General features: G+C 51.2%; 23 protein-coding genes. All 23 read right to left on the bottom strand.

Features of this window, described 5'->3' with window-relative positions; translation table 11 throughout:
• Window positions 1–84: 84 nt before the first annotated feature.
• Window positions 85–855 (bottom strand): DUF2087 domain-containing protein, encoded by a 771-nt coding sequence (locus tag AC2TF6_RS10620; RefSeq protein ID WP_491310951.1) that lies wholly within the window; start codon window positions 853–855, stop codon window positions 85–87.
• Window positions 856–995: 140 nt separating this feature from the next.
• A complete protein-coding gene (locus AC2TF6_RS10615; RefSeq protein ID WP_009674934.1) occupies window positions 996–1,412 on the bottom strand; it encodes a YlbF/YmcA family competence regulator in 417 nt (138 codons plus the stop codon).
• A 32-nt stretch (window positions 1,413–1,444) separates the two neighbouring features.
• Window positions 1,445–2,929 (bottom strand): tRNA (N6-isopentenyl adenosine(37)-C2)-methylthiotransferase MiaB, encoded by a 1,485-nt coding sequence (gene miaB, locus AC2TF6_RS10610; protein WP_009674948.1) that lies wholly within the window; start codon window positions 2,927–2,929, stop codon window positions 1,445–1,447.
• A gap of 154 nt (window positions 2,930–3,083) precedes the next feature.
• A complete protein-coding gene (gene pduL, locus AC2TF6_RS10605; protein WP_491310950.1) occupies window positions 3,084–3,653 on the bottom strand; it encodes a phosphate propanoyltransferase in 570 nt (189 codons plus the stop codon).
• Window positions 3,654–3,774: 121 nt separating this feature from the next.
• Window positions 3,775–4,641 (bottom strand): 2-oxoacid:ferredoxin oxidoreductase subunit beta, encoded by an 867-nt coding sequence (locus AC2TF6_RS10600; RefSeq protein ID WP_491310949.1) that lies wholly within the window; start codon window positions 4,639–4,641, stop codon window positions 3,775–3,777.
• Complete coding sequence (locus AC2TF6_RS10595; protein ID WP_491310948.1) at window positions 4,629–6,380, bottom strand: 2-oxoacid:acceptor oxidoreductase subunit alpha; 1,752 nt, start codon at window positions 6,378–6,380, stop codon at window positions 4,629–4,631. The genes AC2TF6_RS10600 and AC2TF6_RS10595 overlap by 13 nt, the downstream gene beginning before the upstream one ends.
• 223 nt (window positions 6,381–6,603) lie before the next feature.
• The gene (locus tag AC2TF6_RS10590; RefSeq protein WP_491310947.1) at window positions 6,604–7,542 is read right to left on the bottom strand and encodes a dipeptidase; all 939 of its coding nucleotides are present in this window, start codon (window positions 7,540–7,542) and stop codon (window positions 6,604–6,606) included.
• A 118-nt stretch (window positions 7,543–7,660) separates the two neighbouring features.
• Window positions 7,661–7,921: a stage V sporulation protein S gene (locus tag AC2TF6_RS10585; RefSeq protein ID WP_005550495.1), complete on the bottom strand. Its 261-nt coding sequence runs from the start codon at window positions 7,919–7,921 to the stop codon at window positions 7,661–7,663.
• A gap of 153 nt (window positions 7,922–8,074) precedes the next feature.
• Window positions 8,075–8,869 (bottom strand): TIGR00282 family metallophosphoesterase, encoded by a 795-nt coding sequence (locus AC2TF6_RS10580; protein ID WP_036739441.1) that lies wholly within the window; start codon window positions 8,867–8,869, stop codon window positions 8,075–8,077.
• A gap of 84 nt (window positions 8,870–8,953) precedes the next feature.
• The gene (gene rny, locus AC2TF6_RS10575; protein WP_454233207.1) at window positions 8,954–10,498 is read right to left on the bottom strand and encodes a ribonuclease Y; all 1,545 of its coding nucleotides are present in this window, start codon (window positions 10,496–10,498) and stop codon (window positions 8,954–8,956) included.
• A 312-nt stretch (window positions 10,499–10,810) separates the two neighbouring features.
• Window positions 10,811–11,470, bottom strand: a complete 660-nt coding sequence (locus AC2TF6_RS10570) for a RecX family transcriptional regulator (RefSeq protein WP_491310946.1) — start codon at window positions 11,468–11,470, stop codon at window positions 10,811–10,813.
• Window positions 11,471–11,579: 109 nt separating this feature from the next.
• Window positions 11,580–12,641, bottom strand: a complete 1,062-nt coding sequence (recA, locus tag AC2TF6_RS10565) for a recombinase RecA (RefSeq protein ID WP_377593209.1) — start codon at window positions 12,639–12,641, stop codon at window positions 11,580–11,582.
• Between the two features lie 287 nt (window positions 12,642–12,928).
• Window positions 12,929–14,182, bottom strand: coding sequence for a competence/damage-inducible protein A (locus AC2TF6_RS10560; protein ID WP_491310945.1), 1,254 nt, complete (start codon window positions 14,180–14,182; stop codon window positions 12,929–12,931).
• Between the two features lie 243 nt (window positions 14,183–14,425).
• The gene (gene pgsA, locus AC2TF6_RS10555) at window positions 14,426–15,013 is read right to left on the bottom strand and encodes a CDP-diacylglycerol--glycerol-3-phosphate 3-phosphatidyltransferase (RefSeq protein WP_491310944.1); all 588 of its coding nucleotides are present in this window, start codon (window positions 15,011–15,013) and stop codon (window positions 14,426–14,428) included.
• Window positions 15,013–16,341, bottom strand: a complete 1,329-nt coding sequence (rimO, locus tag AC2TF6_RS10550; RefSeq protein WP_218228538.1) for a 30S ribosomal protein S12 methylthiotransferase RimO — start codon at window positions 16,339–16,341, stop codon at window positions 15,013–15,015. Before rimO ends, pgsA begins: the two co-directional genes overlap by 1 nt.
• Before the next feature lie 128 nt (window positions 16,342–16,469).
• Window positions 16,470–16,961, bottom strand: coding sequence for a YajQ family cyclic di-GMP-binding protein (locus AC2TF6_RS10545; RefSeq protein ID WP_042233112.1), 492 nt, complete (start codon window positions 16,959–16,961; stop codon window positions 16,470–16,472).
• A gap of 45 nt (window positions 16,962–17,006) precedes the next feature.
• On the bottom strand, window positions 17,007–17,891 hold the full coding sequence (locus AC2TF6_RS10540; protein WP_009674965.1) for a helix-turn-helix domain-containing protein: 885 nt from the start codon (window positions 17,889–17,891) through the stop codon (window positions 17,007–17,009).
• Between the two features lie 52 nt (window positions 17,892–17,943).
• Complete coding sequence (locus AC2TF6_RS10535; RefSeq protein ID WP_326052375.1) at window positions 17,944–18,708, bottom strand: DUF3388 domain-containing protein; 765 nt, start codon at window positions 18,706–18,708, stop codon at window positions 17,944–17,946.
• Window positions 18,709–18,799: 91 nt separating this feature from the next.
• Entirely contained in the window at window positions 18,800–19,666 is an 867-nt protein-coding gene (locus AC2TF6_RS10530) for a hypothetical protein (protein WP_491310943.1), read from the bottom strand.
• An 80-nt stretch (window positions 19,667–19,746) separates the two neighbouring features.
• Entirely contained in the window at window positions 19,747–19,998 is a 252-nt protein-coding gene (locus AC2TF6_RS10525; protein ID WP_009674942.1) for a DUF3243 domain-containing protein, read from the bottom strand.
• 125 nt (window positions 19,999–20,123) lie between these two features.
• Complete coding sequence (ymfI, locus tag AC2TF6_RS10520) at window positions 20,124–20,879, bottom strand: elongation factor P 5-aminopentanone reductase (RefSeq protein ID WP_009674962.1); 756 nt, start codon at window positions 20,877–20,879, stop codon at window positions 20,124–20,126.
• Complete coding sequence (gene yfmH / locus AC2TF6_RS10515; protein WP_491310942.1) at window positions 20,876–22,162, bottom strand: EF-P 5-aminopentanol modification-associated protein YfmH; 1,287 nt, start codon at window positions 22,160–22,162, stop codon at window positions 20,876–20,878. The genes ymfI and yfmH overlap by 4 nt, the downstream gene beginning before the upstream one ends.
• Complete coding sequence (yfmF, locus tag AC2TF6_RS10510; protein ID WP_405082624.1) at window positions 22,159–23,445, bottom strand: EF-P 5-aminopentanol modification-associated protein YfmF; 1,287 nt, start codon at window positions 23,443–23,445, stop codon at window positions 22,159–22,161. The genes yfmH and yfmF overlap by 4 nt, the downstream gene beginning before the upstream one ends.
• Between the last annotated feature and the right edge of the window lie 61 nt (window positions 23,446–23,506).

The following is a 23,506-nucleotide window of genomic DNA, read 5'->3' as shown; positions in this document are numbered from 1 at the left end:
CATATCCTCCTTTGTTTCTAGCTGCTGCTATACGGATATTAACCTTTTTTAGTGAATTTGACCCAAGCCATGCTTCCTGTTGTCTTAACGGGTTACCCAATACGCGCTTCCGTCGTCGTGGCGCTTCATAAAGCCGTATTCGATAAGATACCTGCGGATGGTCACGTAATCGTGCCACGCTTCTTTCAGAACCTCGTTCACTTCTTTTTCCGTGTACTTCCGGTCCGCTTCAAATCTGGTTGCCAGCTGCCGCAGGATAGCGATCTTACGCTTCTCTTTTTTCGGAAATTTGTTGAGCGGCCCGTCTATCCCTTCCGAAAAATACAGCTTCAAAAACTGTTCGTTCTCCTGCTCCGTAATCGCGAATCTTTCATCAAGCACCGTAGCGCTTTTCGGAACGGCAATAAAGGAGGGCGTTTTACCGGCATCCGGCCGCTGATCCAGGAGCCCCATAAGCGCCAAATACACTTTAGCCTGCTTCTCCCGCTCCCTCATCGTAAATCGGTGATTACGGATGGTTGAGGTGCTTCCGCCGCCAAGTTCTCCCACAATCTCTTTGTCGGACAAGCCGTCGTGAAAAAAACCGAGCAGCTGCTTCTGCAGATCCGTCAGCCCCGTCAGTTTCTTATTCAGGTTGAGCAGGTAATGAAACATGGACCCATGCTCGGCGGCGATATGCCGGGACGCAAACTTTTCGGCTTCGTAAAACGTCTCGTCTTCGCGGTAAATGATTCCTTTAGTGAACGATTTCCCGCAAACCAGACACACATAAGCTTCTTCCTGATCCGAGAAAATATATCCCCGTTTGATTTCCTCCGTCGATGCATTCCAAAAAAGTTCTGAAACATCTTTCAAATCAAACACCTTCAATCTTCGTTTGTATTTATATAAACAATTTATAATATCGTTTGTTTTTTGTCAACAAACCATCAAAGGAATGCACGGCAAAAAAGCCGCTCCGCAACCGGAAACGGCCTTTCTGTAACAGGGACATTTTATTCGCTGCAGCTGGAAGGCGGTTGTGCCGAACCGGACTCCACCGTGATTTTGTCCGCAATAGTATCCCGGATCACGCCCATAACGAGTTGAAGCAGGTAGTTAATATCCGCCTGGGATTGCTGAAATTCACTGACGATCGGAATATTGTCCAGCTCATCCTGCAGATCCTCGATTTCCTTCTCGATCTTTTTGACCATAATTTCGTTGTCGAATTTCTCAAAAGCGACAATTTCTTTCTGCTTTTTCTTCATGGCTTGAATCAGAGACTGAATGTGCTCGTTCTGGTTGATCTGTTTTTCGGCCTGTTGAAAAAACTGCACCTCGGAAGAGGTGGTAAGAAGCTCCGCCAGCTCTTTCGTTTTCGCCAAAATATCTTCTCTTACGATCATTTCGGTATTCGTGTAATGCTCCATCCTGCACACTCCGCTTCTTCATTATGGCGTTCTTAGCTTAACATTTGCAGAGGCTCCGCGACAAGCTCCCCTTTTACCAGCCAGGTTTGCGGTTCCGTCACGCGTACATGGGCGAAAGATCCGATGAGATTCTTGGATCCTCTAAAAAGAACAAGCTTATTCGTCCGGGTCCGTCCGGAGAGGACCTCCGAATTCTTCTTGCTCTCTCCCTCAACAAGAACTTCGACCACTTCACCGCGAAGCTTCTCGTTACTTTCCTTGCTGAAAGCTCCGAGCACCTCATTGAGCCGGTACAGACGTTCTTTCTTCACGTCCTCGGGAACGTTGTCTTCCATTGCGGCAGCCGGCGTTCCTTCACGAGGGGAATAAATGAAAGAATAAGCAAAATCGAACCGGACTTCCTTCACGAGAGACAACGTCTCTTCAAACTGCTCATCCGTTTCTCCCGGGAAACCGACAATAATATCCGTGCTGAGCACCACGTCGGGTATAGCCGTCTTGATTTTGCGCACAAGATCCAGATACAGCTCACGGCTGTATTTGCGGCTCATTCTTTTCAGCACTTCTGTGCTTCCCGATTGGACCGGCAGATGGATATGCTCCATCAAATTGCCTTTGTGCGCGAGCACCTCGACCAGATGATCGTCAAAGTCACGCGGGTGCGAAGTGGTAAACCGGATTCTCGGCACATCAATTTTACGCATATCCGCCATCAGATCACCGAAGGAATACGAAATATCCTCGAAATCTTTGCCGTAAGCATTGACGTTCTGTCCGAGCAGCGTAATTTCCTTAAATCCTTGACGGGCCAGATCTCGTACCTCCGCCAATACGTCCTCCGGACGGCGGCTCCGCTCCTTGCCGCGGGTGTACGGCACGATACAGTACGTGCAGAACTTGTCGCAGCCGTACATAATGTTTACCCAGGCGCGCATGCCTTCCCGCTTCTTGGGCAGGTTCTCGATAATGTCGCCTTCTTTGGACCACACTTCCACGACCATTTCCTTGCTTAAGTAAGCATCCTGCAGAAGAGCCGGAAGCCGGTGAATGTTGTGGGTGCCGAATATGAGATCGACATGCCCGTGTTTTTGTAAGATCCGCTTAACGACGCCTTCCTCTTGCGACATGCAGCCGCAGACTCCGAGCACCAGATTCGGCTTCTCCAGTTTGAGGTGCTTCAGATGCCCCAGTTCGCCGAACACCTTATCCTCCGCGTTCTCCCGGATCGCGCAGGTGTTCAGAAGGATCACATCCGCTTCCTGCTTCTCTTCCGTTGAGGTATAGCCCAGCTCCTCGAGCATGCCTTTCATCGTTTCGGTATCATGTTCGTTCATTTGACAGCCGTACGTGCGGATCATGTACCGCTTGCCTTGGCCAAACTCCTTCATCTCTTCCGGAATGTTGAAATCATACAGCACTTCAATGTTTTCCTTGCCGCGTTTTTTCGCATCCTTATAAGAAGGAGGTTGAAAATAGATCGAAAAATCCTTATCGGATTTAGCGGTTTTCACCGTCATTTCGCCATTCCTCCTGAATATTCCAAGCTAGACTCATAAATCTGATTATACCATGCCTGGTCCCCGGACAAAAGAAGAAAGAGCCGGGCAGAGGAAATCAGCTCCTCGTACCCGGCTCCCTGCGTGCACGGGACAACTTGTCCCTGCCCGCTTCCTAATCTACAATAATTCCGACATCGCCGGTTTTAAGCCCTGCGGCGTTGCCTTCATCCGTATCGATATGCATATCCAAGGCGAACTGGTCCGACACACGGGCAATAACATCCTCGAAAATGACGGGACGATCCGTCTCCACGCGGACACGCAGGCGCTGTTTGTCCTCAATGCCCCATTTCTTCGCATCCTCCGTATGAAAATGGATGTGGCGGGCCGCAACGATCACGCCCTCTTCCAGCTCCACTTCGCCCTTGGGACCCACAATCTTGATTCCCGGCGTCCCATCAATATTTCCGGATTCGCGTACCGGCGGATTAACGCCGAGTGCAAAAGCATCCGTGCGCGATATTTCCAGCTGGGAAATATTCCGAGCCGGCCCAAGGATGCGGACCTTGTCAAACCGGCCTTTGGGACCGACGACTGCTATGGTTTCGCCCGCGGCGAATTGTCCCGGCTGGGACAGGTCCTTCAGAACAGTCAGCTCATAGCCCTCGCCGAACAGGCGGGTAATGTGCTCCGGCTTCAAATGAATGTGACGGGCGGAAATCCCGATAGGTATTTGTTTCATTGTGTCTTCATCCCTTCCTGTGTCCATTCTCTGTCTCTATAGCAGGCTCTCCCCCTCAGTTTAACCTCTATGCGGAGAAAAAAAAAGCGCACAGAGTGCTCTGCGCGCCTTTCTGTACGGCTTATTTGAATTCTGCAACCAATTTGTCAAAATCAGCTTGGCTCAGCTTCATATCCTGCTTGGCAAGACCTTCTGCTTTGAAGCCTGTAACGAGGTTCTCGTAGCTCGGCTTTGTTTTGTTCTGATAAATAATACCGGTCAGCATGCCGTCGGTTTCCATCAGCTTCGTCATAGCCTGGATCCGGTTGCTCGGATCGTAATCCGGGATCGTCTCCAGATCCACGATATTCTCCTTGAACCAGTCGTACGTGTTCACTTTGTTGAACGTGACGCACGGGCTGAATACGTTAATCAGCGAGAAGCCTTGGTGCTTGATGCCTTCTTCGATGATGTGTGTCAGCTGCTTCAAGTTGCTGGAGAAAGACTGCGCCACGAAAGTCGCACCGGCAGCAAGCGCCATCTCAAGAGGCGCCAGAGGCGTTTCGATGGAGCCGCTCGGCGTACTCTTCGTTTTGAAGCCTTCACCGCTTCGCGGAGACGTCTGGCCTTTAGTCAGGCCGTAAATCTGGTTGTCCATGACGATATAGGTCATGTCGATGTTACGGCGGATCGCATGGACCGTATGAGCCATACCGATCGCGAATCCGTCGCCGTCGCCCCCGGAAGCCAGAACGGTCAGCTCGCGGTTCGCCATTTTAAGCCCTTGGGCAATCGGCAGGGAACGGCCGTGAATTCCGTGGAAGCCGTAGCAGTTCACATAGCCGGAGATACGGCCGGAACAGCCGATACCGGATACGATCGCAAGCTCCTCCGGTTCCAGTCCCACGTTCGCGGCAGCGCGCTGAATGGAGGCCTGAACGGAGAAATCTCCGCAGCCCGGGCACCAGTTAGGCTTTACATTGTTGCGGAAATCTTTTAACGTTGCCATGCTACAGTCAGCTCCTTGCATTCTTGATAAATTTCGGACGGCAGGAACGGGGTTCCGTCGTATTTCAGCATGTTTTTGATTTTATCGGCACTGCCTGCATTCAGCTTGATCAGATTCGCCAGCTGCGCAGTCGCGTTATTTTCGACGACAATTATATTTCTTGCTTTCTCCAGATGAGGCTTCAGCTCTTCGGCAGGGAAAGGATGCAGCAGACGAACGTGAACATGGTTCGTTGCAAGACCGTCCTTCTCCAGTCTTCCTCTTGCCTCCTCAATCGTGCCGCCCGTCGAGCTCATGCCGATGATCAGAACATCCGGCTCTTCATGAGGCGCATTGACGAGAATCGGATTGGTTACTTCCACGTGCTTGAGCTTCTCCAGGCGCTTATCCATCATTTTCTTCCGGTTTACCGGGCTCTCGGACGGGCGGCCTTCCTGGTCATGCTCAACGCCTGTCACGTGGTGCAGGCCGTATTTCACACCCGGCAGCACGCGCGGCGATACGCCGTTCTCCGTAAGCTCGTAACGCTTGAACAGCTGTTTGCTGTCCTCGACTTCCTCCGGCTGTGCGACGAGGTTGCCGCGTTCAATAACGATTTTATTATAATCCAGCACTTCCGAAGACTGCTTGCCCAGCGAAAGCTGGAGATCTGTCAGCAGAATGACCGGAAGCTGCAATTTTTCCGCGATGTTAAACGCTTCGATCGTATCGTAGAAGCATTCTTCGATCGTGCTCGGTGCGAGCACGACTTTGGGGATCTCGCCGTGCGTGCCGTAAATCATGGCGTTTACGTCACTTTGTTCCTGTTTGGTCGGAAGTCCCGTACTCGGGCCGCCGCGCTGTGTATCCACGATCACGACCGGCGTTTCCGTCATGCCGGCCAGACCGATCGCTTCCATCATCAGGGACAGGCCGGGACCCGCCGAGGCCGTCATGGCGCGTACGCCGCCGTAGCTGGCGCCGATTGCCATCGTACAAGCCGATATCTCGTCCTCTGTCTGGATAACGGCTCCGCCGAATTTAGGAAGCACCTTCGTCAAGTATTCCATAATTTCCGAAGCCGGTGTGATCGGATAAGCCGGCATGAAGCGGCAGCCGGCGGCTACAGCACCGAGACCGATGGCGTCGTTGCCGATCATGAACAGCTTCTGTTCGCCGTCCGCAGGCTCCAGCTGCAGTTCCGCGATCGGACCGCCTGCCAGCTCCAGCACGGATTCCGCGCCTTTGCGCACCGCTTCGACATTCTTCTCGACTACGGCTGCGCCTTTGCGTCCGAATTCCTCTTCGACCGCTTTGTTGAATACATCTAAAGGCAGCCCCAGCAGCGCCCAGGAAGCGCCGGAAGCCGCCATATTTTTAAACAGGGAAGTTCCAAGCTCTTCCGCAATCGCCGTAATCGGCACCGGGAACAGACGCGCGTTAACGCCTTCCGGCAGGGTGGGATTAAACTTCGCGTCCGCGACGATCACGCCGTGGACTCCCAACTCATGAGAGTTCAAATCAATCGTTTCCTGGTCGAAAGCAACCAGAATATCCAAATCATCCGAAATCGAGCGAATCGGTTTCGTACTGATACGGATTTTGTTGTTCGTATGTCCTCCCTTGATGCGCGAAGAGAAGTGACGGTAGCCGTACAAATAGTATCCGAGACGGTTAAGCGCCGTCGAGAAAATACGGTCCGTACTTTCTACACCCTCCCCTTGTTGTCCCCCGATCTTCCACGATAACTGACTAATCACCTTGCGTCCACTCCTTTTGATGGTGAGCTGCTCCGCCTCTTGCAAACCATTTTGCAAAACGAGCCCTGCTTAGAACGATGCTTGTATGATAGATTGTAGGATATAAAAAAATTTTTTCAAGCTATCCAAATTCTATTCCTAGACCCCGTAAATTGCAAGGGTTTTCCGTAAAAGGGACAGATAGCTTTTTTAGATCATACCCATATCAAAAAGAGATCGCTCTCTAGGACACCGGCAGACTGCGTTCCAAGAAGGCGTACCCGTTCTGCCAGAGGAATTTCTGGGCTTGGGCGGGCGTATAGTGCTTGTACAGTTCATTGACCAGGTTCGCGTACATGCCGGCGTTCTCCAGTCCCCGGATATAGTTGTCTATCCCGTCGAAATCAGATCCGAAGCCGATAAAGTCTTCACCGCCCAGCGAGCAGATGTGATCGATATGCCGGAAAAGATCGGTAATAAAAACCGAACCCGTCTTTTTCACAAACCAGGGAACGAAGGTGATGCCGATCATTCCTTTACGTTCAATAAGGCAGCGGATTTGTCCATCGGTTAAATTTCGCGGATGGTCGCATGCCGATTTGGCATTGGAATGGGAAGCGAACAGATGCAGGCCGGGTACGTCGGCCGCTTCCCAAAAAGCTTTTTCCGACAGATGAGAGGCATCGAGCAGCAGCCCGAGCTGATTACTTTCTTTTATCAGCTGCTGCCCCCGCAGGGTAAAACCCCCGTTTCGGGTCTCCATGGCCCCGTCCACCGCCCAATTGGCGAAATTCCAGGCGGGTCCTAGGCTTCTGAGCCCCAGCCGGTAAAGAATACGCAGTTGAGCCAGGCTGCCCCTCAGCCCTTCCGCTCCTTCCAAAGTCAGCAGCACACCCCGTTTTCCCGTTGTCAGCACGTGTTGAAGATCCAAGCGGCTCTGGATCAGGACGATATCCGGATTGCAAAGCACTCTTCTGTACAAAATGTCCACATACTCCAGAATGTGTCCCACATCCGGATTCTTGATTTCTTCCGGGAGGTAGACCGCCATAAACTGGATTTTGACTCCCCCCTGCTTCATAAGCGGGTAGCTTACGTCCAAAACAGGCTCGGCCGCGTTAAAATCAAGCAGCGGATTCCGGTACATCTTCATCAGAGCATCACAGTGAGCATCGATAATCATGGTTACCTCCAGGCTCTTTAATGGACCTTGCCTTTCTTGCACGATACGAAAAAAACCTGTCTACAGAGTATGTAAACAGGTCCGTTCATGTATGTACAACCCGAGGAGTGCTCGTGTATCATCTCGGTTCTACGATGAGTTTGATCGCCGTGCGGTCTTCCCCGTCAATGACGATGTCTGTAAAGGCGGGTACACAAATTAAATCGACTCCACTGGGCGCCACAAATCCTCTTGCGATCGCTACCGCTTTAATTGCCTGATTCAGAGCACCCGCGCCAATGGCTTGAAGCTCTGCCGCCCCGCGCTCCCGTAACACGCCTGCAAGCGCCCCTGCTACGGAGTTTGGATTGGATTTTGCTGAAACTTTTAATACTTCCATGGAAAAGTACCTCCTTGGGTTGATGGATAAAGGATTAAGGATAAAGGTTTCCTCTTTCCATCCTATTCGGACAGGTGATCAAACATTCCTGAACCGGCATCACCGGGAGGTACAAGTTAAATTCTGTGGCAAAAGGCCGATTGCTGCATGCTCTTATTCGAAAAGAAGATCTTCCTCATTGATCCGAATGAGTTCGATCTTACCCGCTTTGCCTGTCGTATCGTCGAGATCGATGACGGTCGCATGGAAATGCCACTGCCCTTCGTCTACGATGAATCTTACCGGCAGCTGCGTCGTAAACTTACGCAGAACGGCTGTGCGCTCCATTCCGAGTACGCCGTCCCGGGGACCTACCATGCCTACGTCCGTCACGTAAGCCGTTCCCTGCGGCAGCACGCGGTTATCGTTCGTTTGGACATGCGTATGCGTGCCTACTACCGCCGAAACGCGACCGTCGAGATGCCAGCCCATGGCAATTTTCTCCGACGTTGTCTCCGCATGAAAATCGACGAAGATATGTTTGTACTTTCCTTTTGCCGCCTCAAGAATCTCGTCTACCTTGCGGAACGGGCAGTCGATCGGAGGCAGAAAAGTCCGCCCCTGCAGATTGATAAGCAGGATTTCCTGATTGCGCACCTTCAAAACGGTATGTCCCCGCCCCGGTGCTCCTTCGGGAAAATTCGCGGGACGCACCATCTGAACTTCATCGTCGATGAAATCAAAGATCTCTTTCTGGTCCCAGGTATGGTTTCCGAGCGTTATTCCATGAATCCCGAGCTGGTAGAGCTCCTTCGTAATTTGCGAAGTAATTCCTCGGCCTCCGGCCGCATTTTCACCGTTCGCGATAAATACCGCGTTCGCATATTTTAATTTCAGTTTAGGCACCATTGTTTTTACTGCATTCCGGCCGACTGATCCGACAATATCTCCGATAAATACGATCTTAATAACCCATCACTCCTGCCTCTTTCTCTTTTCGGCTAAAAAAAGGAAAAGTGGCTTACGCAGCCACTTTTCACAAGTATACTTCTTTTATTTGGCGTATTCAACCGCACGGGTTTCACGAATGACCGTAACTTTGATATGACCGGGATAGTCAAGCTCGTTCTCGATCTTCTTCGTAATATCGCGGGCAAGTCTGAATGCTTCCGCATCGTCGATTTTCTCCGGTTGAACCATGACACGAACCTCGCGTCCGGCCTGGATGGCGTACGATTTCTCCACACCTTCGAACGATTCGGAGATGCCTTCAAGCTTCTCAAGACGCTTGATATAGGTTTCCAGCGTTTCCCGCCGTGCACCCGGTCTGGCCGCAGACAATGCGTCCGCCGCTCCGACGAGCATGGCGATAACCGAGGTCGCTTCCACGTCTCCGTGGTGGGAAGCGATACTGTTCACAACGACAGGATGTTCCTTGTACTTTTTGGCGATTTCAACACCGATTTCAACGTGTGACCCTTCCACTTCGTGGTCAAGCGCTTTACCGATGTCATGCAGAAGCCCGGCACGTTTCGCCAATGTCACGTCTTCGCCGAGTTCTCCAGCCATCAAACCGGAAAGGTAAGCAACTTCCATCGAGTGTTTGAGAACGTTCTGTCCGTAACTTGTACGGAATTTGAGACGTCCCAGAATTTTGATCAGATCCGGATGCAGACCGTGTACGCCCACTTCGAACGTAGCTTGTTCCCCATATTCGCGAATCCGCTCGTCCACTTCCTTGCGGGACTTCTCCACCATCTCTTCGATACGAGCCGGATGGATACGTCCGTCGGCCACGAGCTTCTCAAGCGAGGTCCGCGCGATTTCTCTGCGGATCGGATCGAAGCCGGACAAAATAACGGCTTCCGGAGTATCGTCGATAATAAGATCGATCCCCGTCAAGGTTTCAAGTGCTCGAATATTACGGCCTTCACGACCGATAATCCGGCCTTTCATTTCTTCATTCGGAAGACTTACGACAGATACCGTCGTTTCGGCAACATGGTCGGCAGCGCAGCGCTGAATGGCGAGCGTGATGATTTCACGCGCTTTCTTGTCGCCTTCTTCTTTGGCCTGCTGCTCTATTTCTTTAATAAGTTGTGCGGTTTCATGACGAACTTCCTGTTCAACGCCGGATAGGATGATGGTCTTCGCTTCTTCCATGGTCATGCCGGAAATACGTTCGAGTTCCGAAACCTGTTTGCGGTAGAGCTCATCAATCTGATTCTGCGTTTCTTCAATTCTCTTCTCTTTGTTGGCGACTTGCTCTTCTTTGCGTTCAAGAGATTCTAATTTTTTATCCAGCGACTCCTCTTTTTGCAACAATCGTCTTTCATGTCGTTGAGATTCATTTCGACGTTCACGAATGTCTTTTTCAGCTTCGGCCCGGAGCTTATGAACTTCATCTTTGGCTTCCAATACCGTTTCTTTTTTCAGTGCCTCCGCTTCTTTGCGGGCATTTTCTACAATTTGTGCAGCGGCAGTTTCAGCACTGGAAATTTTCGCTTCTGCAAGAGACTTGCGGATAAAATAACCAATCCCTAAGCAAATAACGCCAACAACGAGAATGATCAGGACCCAGAAAATTGGATTCATCATGTTCACCTCCTCGTTGGTTCCTCCAAGGTGTTAGCTTGGGATGATTCGGTTTTTTTAATCCGATATTCGTTTGTTCAAGCCGTATGGACCACATTCCGTGCTAGAAAATGGTTCGGTTTGTTTGTCCGTACAACGGGGGTTGTTCGGAACAGCATGGAGCAGAAGCAATCTTGGCGGAAATCGCTTCCGTTACCTCATAGAAAATCTGATGATTTTTTATGAAAATATACAATTGTATTTTATCTGTTCACAAAGAACATTGTCAAGCTATTGGCTTCGTCAACCGCGACTGAGTGCGCTTTCACGGAGAAGCTATTCCTCATTTTCGAGCTCTTCTTCGGAAAGCCGGCGCATCACATCGTTAACGAGCGAAGACGGATACCCCCTCCGAAGCAGAAAAGCCATCGTTTTTCTTTTGCGGTCCATCCTCTCGCCTGACACCGTTTTCCATTTCTTGCGGCCCACAATAAGGGCCCCTTCCATTTCTTCCTCCGTATCGACCGCAGACAGCGCTTTGGAGATCTCGTCCCGGGAAAGCCCTTTCTGGGCGAGCTCGTAGCGGACGGCATTGCGGCCTTTACGCTGGTATTGAATACGCTGTTCCGTCCAAAGCTTTGCGAAATCGGCATCATCCAGGTACTTTTGTTCCAATAGACGGCCCACCGTCCAATCAATCAGGTCGGCTTCGTAGCCCAGATCCTTAAGCTTCATTTTTACTTCCTGGACAGATCTGGGCCTGACCGCCACGAAACGGATCGCTTTCAGGTAGGCTTCATGCTTCTCGTCTTCCTCCAGCGCTTGCCGCAAGCGCTGCGCATCTATCTGTTCCCCTTTGAGCAGACGGTTCTTGATCAAGATATCTTCATGCACGGAGCAGGCATATTCATCGTTGACGTAAATATTGTATCGTTTCTTATTGCGCTTTTGCCGTTCTATTCCTGTAATGACGGAAGCTTCTGTTTCGTCTTTCATAAGCTCTTTCCCCTTTCGACGCCTTCTGGGTCCATAAACAAAGAAAAGCTCCCCAGGGAGCTAAAACAAGGCCGCATCCTGCGCTGTACGTAAGAGGCGGCCCTTGTTCTTATTCTTCGTCTTCCGTAAAGAGTGCCAGTTCTTCGTCCGGATCGTCTACATCCACGCCTGCCGGAGGAACTACATTCGTGAGATTGCTTGCTTCCCGGATTTTTTGTTCAATAACATCGGCAATTTCCTTGTTTTCCTTGAGGAATTGCTTCGAGTTCTCACGTCCCTGGCCGAGACGGTCGCCGTTATAGGAGTACCAGGCGCCGCTCTTATTCACGATATCCAGTTCCGTTCCGATATCAATGATACTGCCTTCACGGGAAATTCCTTCGCCGTACATAATGTCAATGTCGGCCTGTTTGAACGGAGGCGCAACTTTGTTCTTCACGACCTTGATACGGGTACGGTTACCGACCATATCGTTGCCCTGCTTAATCGTTTCAACACGGCGAACATCCAAACGCACGGTCGAATAGAATTTCAACGCGCGGCCGCCCGGAGTTGTTTCAGGGTTACCGAACATAACGCCGACTTTCTCACGCAATTGGTTAATAAAGACGGCAATAACCTTCGATTTGTTGATGGCGCCGGAAAGCTTACGCAACGCTTGCGACATCAGACGGGCCTGAAGACCGACGTGGGAATCCCCCATCTCGCCTTCGATTTCCGCCTTAGGAACCAAAGCCGCAACGGAGTCGATAACGATAATATCCACCGCTCCACTGCGTACAAGGGCTTCCGCGATTTCAAGCGCCTGTTCGCCTGTGTCCGGCTGGGAAAGAAGCAATTCGTCAATGTTGATTCCGAGCTTGCTTGCATAAAGCGGGTCAAGAGCATGCTCCGCATCGATAAATGCGGCTTGTCCGCCAGACTTTTGCACTTCCGCGATTGCGTGAAGAGCGACCGTTGTTTTACCGGAAGATTCGGGTCCATAGATTTCGATAATTCTACCGCGAGGAAAACCTCCGGTTCCAAGTGCTATATCCAAAGCAAGGGAACCACTGGGGATGGTCTCCACCTGCATGTGTGTCGATTCTCCGAGTTTCATGATCGAACCCTTGCCAAACTGCTTCTCAATTTGGCGCAATGCCATTTCTAATGCGGCACGACGATCTGACAATACACTCACTTCCTTCAACTGTTATAGGTATATCATACCTTCTTTTTCACCCGTTGCCAAGTATTTTTTCGAACATACATTCGTTTTTTTTGTGACAGCCCTCTATCGCCGCCCGGTGAGGAACTCGGACAGAAAGCTTCTCTTATTTAAAGGGAACGGCGCTCCTTTCGGTCATTGCGCGGCAAAAAATAAAAACCGCAGCAAAGACAAATTCTTCGCTACGGTTCTTCCGTTAACATACTTTCATTATAGCTTAAAATTTGCGGTTTTTCAACAAAAAACGCCGATCAGCCGTCCGCTTTTACAAGTTTCCAAAGCTGGTGCAGAGCCGTTTTGGCCGCGCGCAACTTGATCGTCTCCCGCAGCCCGGGGAGCTGAAGCTTTTGAACATGAATATCTCCGTCCTTGCAGCCGACTCCGACATAGACAAGCCCGATCGGTTTGCCTTCGGAGGTAGTCGGTCCGGCAACTCCCGTTACGGATACGGCATAATCCGCATGTGTGCGCTCCAGCAGGCCCCGTACCATCGCTTCCGCCGTTTCGGCGCTCACCGCTCCGGGAGCGTCCTCCCCTTCCAGCAGCTCCGTAGGAACGCCGAGCATAATATGCTTCATTTCATTGGAATAAGAGACGACTCCGCCCAGAAACACCGAGGAACGCCCCGGGATGGATGTGATCAAATCACTCAGGAGTCCGCCGGAACAGCTCTCAGCCGTCGTCAGGGTCTGATTTCTGGATTGAAGTATCGCGAGCACCGCTTCCTCGATCGGAATATCCTCTTCCGCATATAAATGTTCCCCTACGCGGCTGCGGATTTCCTTCTCTACCTGTTCCATCTTGCGGAGAGCTTCTTCCTCCGTGTGCGCCTTCGTCGCCAGACGTATCGTCACCTCGCCCTCCTTGGCATATGGGGCGATGGTCGGATCGGTCTGTTTCTCGATGAGGTCAAACAGCTTATGCTCAAGGGAGGACTCGCCTATCCCGGCAAACTTGAGCATCTTCGAATACAGAGGCATCTCATCGGTTATAAGGCCGCTCAACCAGTCCTTGGCGTAGCGCTCAAACATCGGCTTCATTTCCTTCGGCGGGCCGGGAAGAAGCAGATACCGGGTCCCCTCGTGATCCAGGCCCAGCCCCACGGCCAATCCCGTATCGTTCGGAAGCGGCTCCGCTCCTTCGATCATGTTCGCTTGCCTGGAATTGCTCTCGACCATGTGAAGCCCCTGCGAATCAAACAGCTCGCGGATCTTGGCCATGGAAATCTCGTCGATATAGAGCCGGCGGCCGGTCATATCGGCCAATACATCCTTCGTCAGATCGTCCAGAGTCGGACCGAGTCCTCCCGTCGTGATAACCAGATCGGCCCGTTTCCCGGCCTGTTCCAACGCTTCCCGGATGCGGGCGGGGTTGTCGCCTACGACGGTCTGGAAGTACAAGTCGATGCCGAGCATCGCGCATTCCTGCGCCAAGTACTGAGCATTCGTATTTAAAATCTGCCCCAGCAGAAGCTCAGTTCCGACCGCAATCAATTCTGCTTTCATGCTGTAGATCCTCCTTCACTTATGTAAACTTGCATGATGTGAGCTGCATTTGCCGGTCGGGTTGTTTCTTACTTCCGAAAATGAACGCCGGACAAATCCGTCCTCTTGTCCGATCCAGTACGCTTGTCCGGCGAACAGCCCTGCTCATTATATAGTTGGCGTGAACATACCGGTTACATTCACTGCCGCATTTATCCCTAAACCTCCCCCAGCTTGTTCCCGGAGACGAAGAAAACACAGTGTCTACTGTGTTTTCTCGGAAAAATCAATCACATGCTTATTTTTAATGAAGTAATCGAGCCCGGAGTACACCGTGATGATCGCGGCAATCCAGCTTGCGATCAAATCAAACGGAACGTTGATAAACGCAAACGGGAAGTTGTTGATGAGCAGCGCAATAATCGCCGTGATTTGTGCCGCTGTTTTAGCTTTACCCCATTTGCTCGCCTGAATAACAGCCCCTTCCAGCAGAGCGATCTGCCTGAGTCCGGTCACGGCCCATTCCCGGCTGATGATCACGATCACGATCCATGCGCCCAGTTTATCCATTTCAACGAGGGACACCAGAACGGCGGTTACAAGCAATTTATCGGCCAGCGGATCCAGCAGCTTTCCGAGGTTCGTAACCAGTTTGTTTTTGCGGGCGATGTATCCGTCCAGACTGTCGGTGCTCGCCGCAATAATGAAAATTAGCGCCGCGATAATCTGGTTGTACGTGATGGAAAACGTTTGAATTTTAATATGTGGAAACTGGATGTTCACAAGAAGGAAAAACATAATAATCGGCACCAGGAAAATCCTGACAAGTGTAATCTTGTTCGCTAAATTCATTATGCGATTACCTCCCCGGAGAGGTCGAATTCAAAGGAGTGGGTAACCCGCACTTTTACAACGCCGCCTATTCCGATATTATTACCGGTTACGAAAACTTCCCCGTCGATTTCCGGCGCATCGTATTGGGAACGGCCGATATACACGTCGCTGCGGCCGTCGTAGCGCTCGATAAGCACATCTACCGCTTCGCCCAGCCTACGGCCTCCGCGGCGGTTGGATATTTCGCGCTGAAGCTCCATCAGAGCGGCCGCGCGGTATTCTTTTACCTCGTCCGGCACCTGTCCGGGAAGGCGTGACGCCGGTGTGTCTTCTTCCATCGAATAAGTGAAAACGCCGAGCCGGTCGAACTGGACATCTTTTACGAACTGCACAAGATGTTCGAAATCTTCTTCCGTTTCACCCGGAAATCCGACGATAAGCGAAGTCCGCAAAGCCGCATCCGGCATTCTTTTGCGTATTTTGAGAATAAGTTCCCGGGCGTCCTTATCTCTTCCGGGACGTCTCATCCGCTTGAGAATAGCGTCGGAGCTGTGCTGGAGCGGCATATCTATGTATTTGCAAATCTTCGGATTGGCCGCCATCGTTTCGATCAGCTCATCCGTAAAAAATCCGGGATATGCGTAATGCAGCCTGACCCATTCGATGCCTTCCACTTCGCTCACCCGGTTGAGTAGCTCGGGAAGCATGAACTTATCGTACAGATCCGTTCCGTAATTGGTGGAATCCTGGGCGATGAGGCTGACCTCTTTAACCCCTTGCGACGCCAATTGCCGCGCTTCCGAAATAACGGACTCCATCGAACGGCTGCGGAATTTCCCCCTCATAATCGGAATGGAGCAGAACGTACAGGCGTTATCGCAGCCTTCCGCGATTTTGACGTATGCGGTATACCGGGGGGTAGAAACCTTGCGCGGAAGCGCTTGCTCATAGTTAAACACCGGATTCCCGACATAGACCGGTTTTTTGCCTTTCAGGGCTTCGTCAATAATGGCATTGATGTTGTGAAAATCGCCCGTTCCCACAATCCCGTCAATCTCAGGCATTTCTTTCATCAGTTCTTCTTTGTACCTCTGTGTCAGACACCCCGAAACGATTAGCGCTTTCAAATTCCCGGTTCTTTTAAGATCGGCCATATCCAGAATGGTAGTAACCGATTCTTCTTTGGCGGCATCGATAAATCCGCACGTATTTACAATAATCACGGTAGCTTCTTCGTTGTTCTCGACCACGCTGTACCCTCGCTGATCGACCAGTCCGGACATGATCTCGGAATCCACCAAGTTTTTCTCACATCCAAGCGTTACTACCCTTACCTTTTCCGTCATGCTGAAACCTCCAAACGTCGTAGCAAAGCCATCGTTACAAGTATAATACAACGTTAATCCGAGTGTCAAAATAGGGAAACCCTCCGATATCCGAGGGAAAAACCGGGATTCCGGAGGGCTGCCTTTATTTATCTGAAATTGTCAAACTGCAGATCGATAGGAAGATCGGCACCTTTCAACATTTGAATCACTTTCTGCAAATCGTCTCTGCTTTTGCCGGTTACACGGATGGAATCTCCCTGAATCTGGCTCTTCACCTTTAGCTTCGAATCACGGATCATGATGTTAATCTTCTTGGCGATATCCGCTTCGATTCCTTGTTTCAGCTTAACGCGCTGGCGGACCGTTCCCAAAGAAGCCGACTCGATTTTGCCGTATTCGAGATTTTTAAGGGCGATGCCTCGTTTAGCCATCTTGGCGTGAAGAATGTCAATCACGTTCTGAAGCTTGAAATCGTCGTCCGAAAGAAGAACGAGTTCTTCTTTCTCCAATGTGATCTCGCTCTTGCTGCCTTTGAAATCAAAACGGGTTTCGATTTCTCTCTTGGCCTGCGTAATGGCGTTGTTTAATTCCTGCATATCCAGCTTGGATACGATATCGAAAGAGCTTTCCGAACTCATTTTGGCTTCGTCCTCTCCTGCGTATTTACACCGATAAGTTCACGGTCAAGGCTGCGGCTGCAGCGTAATTTTAATGTTTTTAGGGTTGGAGGCATCTCCGACGTTGAGCTCTTGCCCGTTTACGGTGATTTTAGCGGCGTTGGCCGCGCCTACACGAATCTGTGCGGTAGTCGTCAGGGAGAATGTCTCCGTTTCGCCCTGTTTCAGAGTTCCCTGCTTCTCCATTTTCTTGCTGTTGTTCGGGAAACTATCGACTCTGTACCAGCACTGCGTCCCTGCCGCCGTCACGGTAATGTCGAGTTTACCGCCCACTGCCGTGTAATTGTCCAGACTGCTGCTGCTGTTCACAAGCGTCAATGCGCCTGCAGGCGTCGGAGTCGGCGTAGGGGTCGCGCTAGGCGTCGGTGTAGGAGACGGCGTAGTTGTGGCTGTCGTGCCCCCTCCGTTGCCCGGAGCAGGACTCGGAGCGGCCGTCGCGTTGGGATCCGCCGTATCCGTCAGCCTGTTGGGCTCATTGATCGCGCCCGAGCTGCCTCCCTTGTTGTTAACTACAACGAAATAATACACAATGGCCGCTATCAACAACACGAACGAAACGACCATAATGGTGGATGCCCACTTGCTGAGTCTGTCCGTGCTTCTCGCTGAACTCCGGCGCGGTGTGCGGATCGTTTCGACCGTCGGCTCCGGCGGAGCTGCCGGAACCGTGCCCTGATACATGTTCAGAACTTCGTTCGGATCGAGACCGACCGCTTCCGCATAGCTTTTGATAAAAGCCCTCACATAAAAACTGCCGGGCAAAACTTTATAATTTTCCTCTTCAATTGCTTCGAGGTATCTGGTTCTGATTTTCGTAACTTCCTGTAAATCGTCCAGAGACATTCTCTTTTCCAATCGGGCCTGCTTCAATCGCTGACCGAGTTCCGACATGTTCTCACCTCCGTAAATTCAGTGGGTCCTTCCCTTTTAGACGAACAAAACCTCAAAATGGTTCTGTGTTATACGTAAAACTGTCATAGTTGATTTCTTCGTCCGGGCTGTTGCGAAGTTCGATGATGTAATTGAAATCGTTATACGTGTAGTGGGACTCTTTGATAAAAATATCCGGATGTTCGATTACTTTGGTAGACGGCGTAGCCATAATCTCCTGCAGCAGCGAGAAGTGTTTCTCATTGGAACGGATAGTTGAAACGATTCCGTCAATGATAAAAACGTTATTCAAAGACATCTCGTCCTCCGAAAGCTGGCTGCGAACGGTCTGTCTTAATAACGTGGACGAAACAAATGTCCAGCGTTTGTTCGAACATACGCTGCCTGCAATGATGGACTCGGTCTTGCCTACGCGCGGCATTCCCCGGAGTCCGATCACCTGATTGCCCTCGCGTTTGAATACTTCGCCCAGAAAATCGACCAGGAGTCCGAGTTCGTCTCTTGTGAAACGGAACGTTTTCCGGTCGTCGGAGTCGCGTTCTATGTACCGGCCGTGTCTTACGGCAAGAATATCAACCAGTTTTGGGGTTCTAAAGGCGGTTATGGTGATATTATCCACCTTTTTTAACATTTTACCCATTAACTCGATTTTTTCATCATCGTTGGTTTGAAGAAGCATTCCGCGTGTGCGGTCCTCCACCCCGTTGATCGTCACAATATTAATATCGAGCATCCCCATGAGGGAAGCGATATCCCCCAGAAGCCCCGGACGGTTCTTATGTATTCGATATTCCATGTACCATTCTTTAATTTCCAAAACGTAAGCACCTCATTTGCCATGGCACGAATTAGACATTCCGAGTTATTATTCTACAACGTTTGACAAAGTCCTGCCAACTTCTTTGTAACTACGACTTTTTTAGAAATTCGACTTGTTTCATTTCTTCCGCAGAATAGGTCTGTATACCCGGCTTCCAATCCCCTTGAACCATTCTGTTCTGCTCCTGCGCCATAACGGCTTCCCAATTCACTTGTACGGCAAAAGATTGATCCAGCGGCACGACGGGAATCCCGAGCGATTTGATTTTCTGCTGATCCGTTTTCTGAAGAGCCGTATACTGGATAATCCAGCTTGAACGATGCTCAGCGGCCTGTTTTTTCAGTTGGTCGAACCATTCGGGATTGCTGTCCGTATTTACGGTGTGACCGGATAAGCCGGAAGGGGATAAACCTGAGGGTATGGGAACCGAAGATTTCGTTACCCATTCGATGGATTTTCTTTTGTCCGCCTGTTCTTTGACCCAGCCGCTCATCGCCTGTTCGATCATCGCATGATCTACACCGCGAAGAACGGAATTCGGAGGGGCTATCTTCTCTGCCTGCATACCGGGATCTTCCAGACGGTCCGCAAGCACGACGAATTTCTGATTCTTGAGCCTGACCGCCTCTGTCGAAGCTTGAGGAACAAGACTGCTGCCGATTACAACGACATAATCATAGCGTTTCGATTCCAGCTGTTTGCCCAGAACGCTGTCAAAGGCCGCGTCCTGTTTCCACTCCGAAGTGAGTCCGCTGCCGCTTCTCCATTTTGCGAGTGCCGCCGCTACGCTCGTTTTCGTTTCCTGTGATACATCCGAGGCCGTTACGACCAGAACCGAATGTTTGGACGCCAGCTGCTGTTCGGTGATCGTCGGAAGCCCGCGAGTCCCGCATGAAGAAAGCATGACCGTGATGACTGGCAGGAAAAGTGCAAGTTTTACCCGCGAGAAACTCATGATACCGAATCCTTTCCTGAAATGATGGCATGGAAAAGCCCCGCATTGAAGTGGGGCTTTTCGCATGTACATCATCTATTCTACTCTTTATTCACCAGTTTGACCATTAAACGTGCCATAACCTTGCGCTCGTTCTCGTCACCTGCGTCCCAGAGTTCTTTGAGCAGGCGCTCTTCGCGATTTTCCGGATCCACTTTATCGGACAGAAACTCACCGATCTGGAATGCAAGTTTAGAAATTTTCTCGTCGTTCAGGCCTACTCTCTCGGCTTGGTCCACCCGTTCAGCCAAAAATTCTTTCCATCTGTCAAACACTGTAAGTACCGTAGACATGGGTCGGGCCTCCTTTGATTTGTTAGGATGAGAGGAACACCTGTAATATCTGCATCCGAACAATCAAATATTCCCGCGAAGCTATCCAAACCCTTGGTAATTAAGGGAATACCGCAGGTCGCCGTTCAAGTCAGCCAGCCCCCGTTGGGGCTGATAATCTGGCCGGTAATGTAGCCGGACTCGGGCAAAGCCAGAAAATACACCAGCGAGGCGATTTCGTCGGGCGCCGCAAAACGGCCGGCCGGTATTTCGCTCGCGATCGCTTCTTTCTCCGCATGGTCGAAGCCGGACATCATATCGGTATCGACCGCTCCAGGCGCAACGGCGTTTACAGTGACGCCCGAAGGAGCCAATTCCTTGGCCAATGCTTTCGTAAACGCGTTGATGCCGCCTTTTGCCGTCGAATAGATAACCTCGCAGGACGCACCCGAAATTCCCCAGATGGAAGACACGTTAATAATGCGGCCGTATTTCCGGGAGATCATTCCGTCCATAAAGAGCTGGCTGCACAGAAACGTGCCCTTCAGGTTAATGTTCATAACACGGTCCCACTCCTCTTCCGTCACATCGGAAAGCAGGCCGTAGTGGGAAATCCCCGCATTGTTGACCAGCACATCGGGCATAAAGCCCCGCTGCTCCATTTTGTCGCGCATAGCCACAATCTGTTCCTTCGAATTCAGATCCGCGCACACCGTCATGACCTTCGCTCCATGGTTCATGCAGCGGCGCGCCACTTCGTTGGCGGATTCGTGGGACTGCAGGTAATGGATCACCACGTTCATGCCCAGCTTGGCGAACCGTTCGGCGATGGCCGCTCCGATTCCGCGGCTGCCGCCCGTTACGAGGACCGTCTGCTCGGTAAACGGCCGAAGCCCCGTCACGGACGCTCGCTTCGCACGAGCGAAACGGCAAAGCGGCTCCAGTCAAAATGTTCACGGAGTCTGGACTCCGCCTCATCCTTGGTGATGGATTCGTATGTTTTTAAAATGTCAAACATATCGGCGCCTTTAAACAGGTACCGGGTAAATTCATTCGTGATCGCCTCGGGGGAATTCAGCATCCGCAGAAATCCGCCGATTTTTTTTCTGCGGCTTCTTTCGAAAGCTTCTTCGTCCAGCCCTTCCGTTTTCACACGGTCCAGCTCTTCACGGATTCTGCTCAGCAGCAGATCCGGATCTTTCGTATCCCCGCCCATCGCGGAAAACGCGTACTCCGGAGACGAGTTGTACTCATGACTGAAATTGTCCGAGATAAGCCCTTCATTATACAGCTTCTGGTAGATCGGAGAGCTTGCGCCCAGCAGAACTTCCAGCACAAGTTTCGTCGTAAGCTCTCGTTTGAGGATCGCGTTCCCTTCTTCATGCAGAGCTTTTTCTTTAAAACCGAACAGGCATTTAGGCAGCGATACCGGCAGGAGCGTTTCCTTGCGTTCCGTCTCGACAGCTTCCGGCTCCGATTCGAAAAACCGGCGGATTTCCCCCTGAGGTTTGAATGTTTTGGCCGCCTGATTCGCCCGGATATGCGAAATCACTTCCTCGGGATTCACGCCGCCCGCGATAAAGACCGTCATGTTGCTCGGGTGATAGAACGTGTGGTAGCAGTCGTACAACATATCCTTGGTAATTTCGGTAATGGAAGGGATGGTGCCAGCGATGTCGATCCGCACCGGGTGTTTGCTGTACAAAGCCTCGATCAGGCCGTAGTACGCTCTCCAGTCCGGATTGTCGCGATACATGTTGATTTCCTGCCCGATGATGCCCTTTTCCTTCTCGACGTTTTCTTCGGTAAAATAAGGATTCTGAACAAAATCGATCAGGGTTGTGATGTTCTCCATAATCTGGCCCGTAGCCGAAAAGAGATAGACCGTTCTCTCGAAGCTCGTAAACGCGTTCGCGGAAGCTCCGCGGGATGCAAACGTGGCGAAAACATCGCCGGTAGGCTCCTCGAACATTTTATGCTCCAGAAAATGGGCAATCCCGTCCGGCACGCGGATTTCGGGCCCGCCCTCCACTTGAAAATGGTTATCGATCGACCCGTAGCGGGTGGAAAACGTCGCGTACGTTTTTTGGAAGCCTTCCTTAGGCAGCACGTATACGTGAAGGCCGTTCGGAAGCTTTTCTTCGTACAAAGTTTCGTTTAAGTGAGGATAGGGAATGACGTTCACTTGGCTTCCTCCTTTTCATCCCTCAAGAAATAGATGGTGTCCAGGAATACTCCCTCGGCGGCCTGCTGAATCTCTGCGATGCTTGTGTTCGTCACTCCGTCGATCAGCTCTTGAACGGTGCGCTCTTTGCCCGAAAGAACGGCATTGAAATCAAACGCGATCTGTTCGAAGGCGGAATCCTGCATTTCCCGCAGCTGGTTGGCTATCATCGCTCTTGTCTGACTGAGCTCGATATCGCTGATAAAGCCGGTTCTCATGTCTTCCAGCTGCTTGCGGATAATGTCAACCGCTTTCTCGTAATTCTGCATCTCGATGCCCGATTGGATCGTCAGGATGCCTTTGTGCCCGTCAAGCCGGGAAGAAGCATAGTAAGCGAGGCTCGCCCTTTCGCGCACATTCAAGAACAGCTTGGAATGGGGATATCCGCCCAGAATGCCATTATACATAAGCGCGGCGGGATACGCATCGTCTCCGTACGTAACCGGAGTGCGCAGGCCCATGTTCAGCTTGCCCTGCGTGACGGGGAATCGTTCCACCACGACGTTGGTCTCCCCTGTCCGGCGCTGAGGCGCAGTGCGCGTGTAGACGGGATTCTCTTCCCTCTCCAGCCGGAAAGAACGGCTCACGATGTTCTCGACTTCCTGGAGCGTCGTATTGCCGACCACATACAGGTCGATAGGCGCTTCGGCCAGCCATTTTTTGAAATAGGCAAATAGGGATTCGGGGGTGGAAGCGGGAATATCCTTCAGCTCGCCCAGCGGATGCAGCCGATACGGCTCCCCTTTGCACATTTCGGCAATACAGCGTTCGGCGGCGAAGCGGATTTTATCGTTAATAATGGACTCGATCCGTTTGCGCAGCGTTTCCTTCTCGGACTCTACATACTTGGAGAGGAAAGCGTCTCCTTCAGCTGCCGGCTTCGTGATGGCTTCACCCAGAAACGAAAGAGCTTTCTCCAAAAGAGATTCCGGGGACGATACAAACCGGTCGTTAATTACATCCATGCGGAATTGAACGATCTGGTAGTCTCCGCGCTTGTAAATGTCAAAACCGAAGCCCGCTCCATAGAGATCGTCGAGATGCTCTCGGAACTGCTTCGTTTCGGGATAACTTTCCGTTCCCCTTCTCAGAACAAAAGGGACCAATGCCGTCTGCGTTACGTCTTCCTCGGAAAGAGGACGTCCTATGTAAGCGGAAATGGCGAATGTTTTATAGCGATCTGTAGGCAGTACATGCAGCCTTATCTGACGCAGTGTACTCCGTTCAAACTGTTGGGTGCTCAATGCTGTCGTTCTCCCTTCACAACCGTCTTGGGTCTAAACTATTCGGTTCTCCAGATGGCTA

This window comes from Paenibacillus sp. JNUCC 35 (assembly GCF_058269095.1).
Note: the sequence above shows the minus strand (reverse complement) of the source record. Positions and strands in the feature narration are given on the sequence as shown.

What these genes read in the sequence shown, in the direction of transcription:
- AC2TF6_RS10525 (WP_009674942.1), bottom strand. Translation starts at nt 19,998, where the DNA reads ATGTCTACGGTACTTACAGTGTTTGACAGATGGAAAGAATTTTTGGCT.
- miaB (WP_009674948.1), bottom strand. Translation starts at nt 2,929, where the DNA reads ATGACGGTGAAAACCGCTAAATCCGATAAGGATTTTTCGATCTATTTT.
- AC2TF6_RS10590 (WP_491310947.1), bottom strand. Translation starts at nt 7,542, where the DNA reads ATGATTATCGATGCTCACTGTGATGCTCTGATGAAGATGTACCGGAAT.
- AC2TF6_RS10530 (WP_491310943.1), bottom strand. Translation starts at nt 19,666, where the DNA reads ATGAGTTTCTCGCGGGTAAAACTTGCACTTTTCCTGCCAGTCATCACG.
- rny (WP_454233207.1), bottom strand. Translation starts at nt 10,498, where the DNA reads ATGATGAATCCAATTTTCTGGGTCCTGATCATTCTCGTTGTTGGCGTT.
- AC2TF6_RS10585 (WP_005550495.1), bottom strand. Translation starts at nt 7,921, where the DNA reads ATGGAAGTATTAAAAGTTTCAGCAAAATCCAATCCAAACTCCGTAGCA.
- AC2TF6_RS10600 (WP_491310949.1), bottom strand. Translation starts at nt 4,641, where the DNA reads ATGGCAACGTTAAAAGATTTCCGCAACAATGTAAAGCCTAACTGGTGC.
- AC2TF6_RS10540 (WP_009674965.1), bottom strand. Translation starts at nt 17,891, where the DNA reads ATGTCGGAACTCGGTCAGCGATTGAAGCAGGCCCGATTGGAAAAGAGA.
- AC2TF6_RS10545 (WP_042233112.1), bottom strand. Translation starts at nt 16,961, where the DNA reads ATGAGTTCGGAAAGCTCTTTCGATATCGTATCCAAGCTGGATATGCAG.
- pduL (WP_491310950.1), bottom strand. Translation starts at nt 3,653, where the DNA reads ATGAAACAAATACCTATCGGGATTTCCGCCCGTCACATTCATTTGAAG.
- AC2TF6_RS10615 (WP_009674934.1), bottom strand. Translation starts at nt 1,412, where the DNA reads ATGGAGCATTACACGAATACCGAAATGATCGTAAGAGAAGATATTTTG.
- AC2TF6_RS10570 (WP_491310946.1), bottom strand. Translation starts at nt 11,470, where the DNA reads ATGAAAGACGAAACAGAAGCTTCCGTCATTACAGGAATAGAACGGCAA.
- AC2TF6_RS10560 (WP_491310945.1), bottom strand. Translation starts at nt 14,182, where the DNA reads ATGAAAGCAGAATTGATTGCGGTCGGAACTGAGCTTCTGCTGGGGCAG.
- pgsA (WP_491310944.1), bottom strand. Translation starts at nt 15,013, where the DNA reads ATGAATTTAGCGAACAAGATTACACTTGTCAGGATTTTCCTGGTGCCG.
- rimO (WP_218228538.1), bottom strand. Translation starts at nt 16,341, where the DNA reads ATGACGGAAAAGGTAAGGGTAGTAACGCTTGGATGTGAGAAAAACTTG.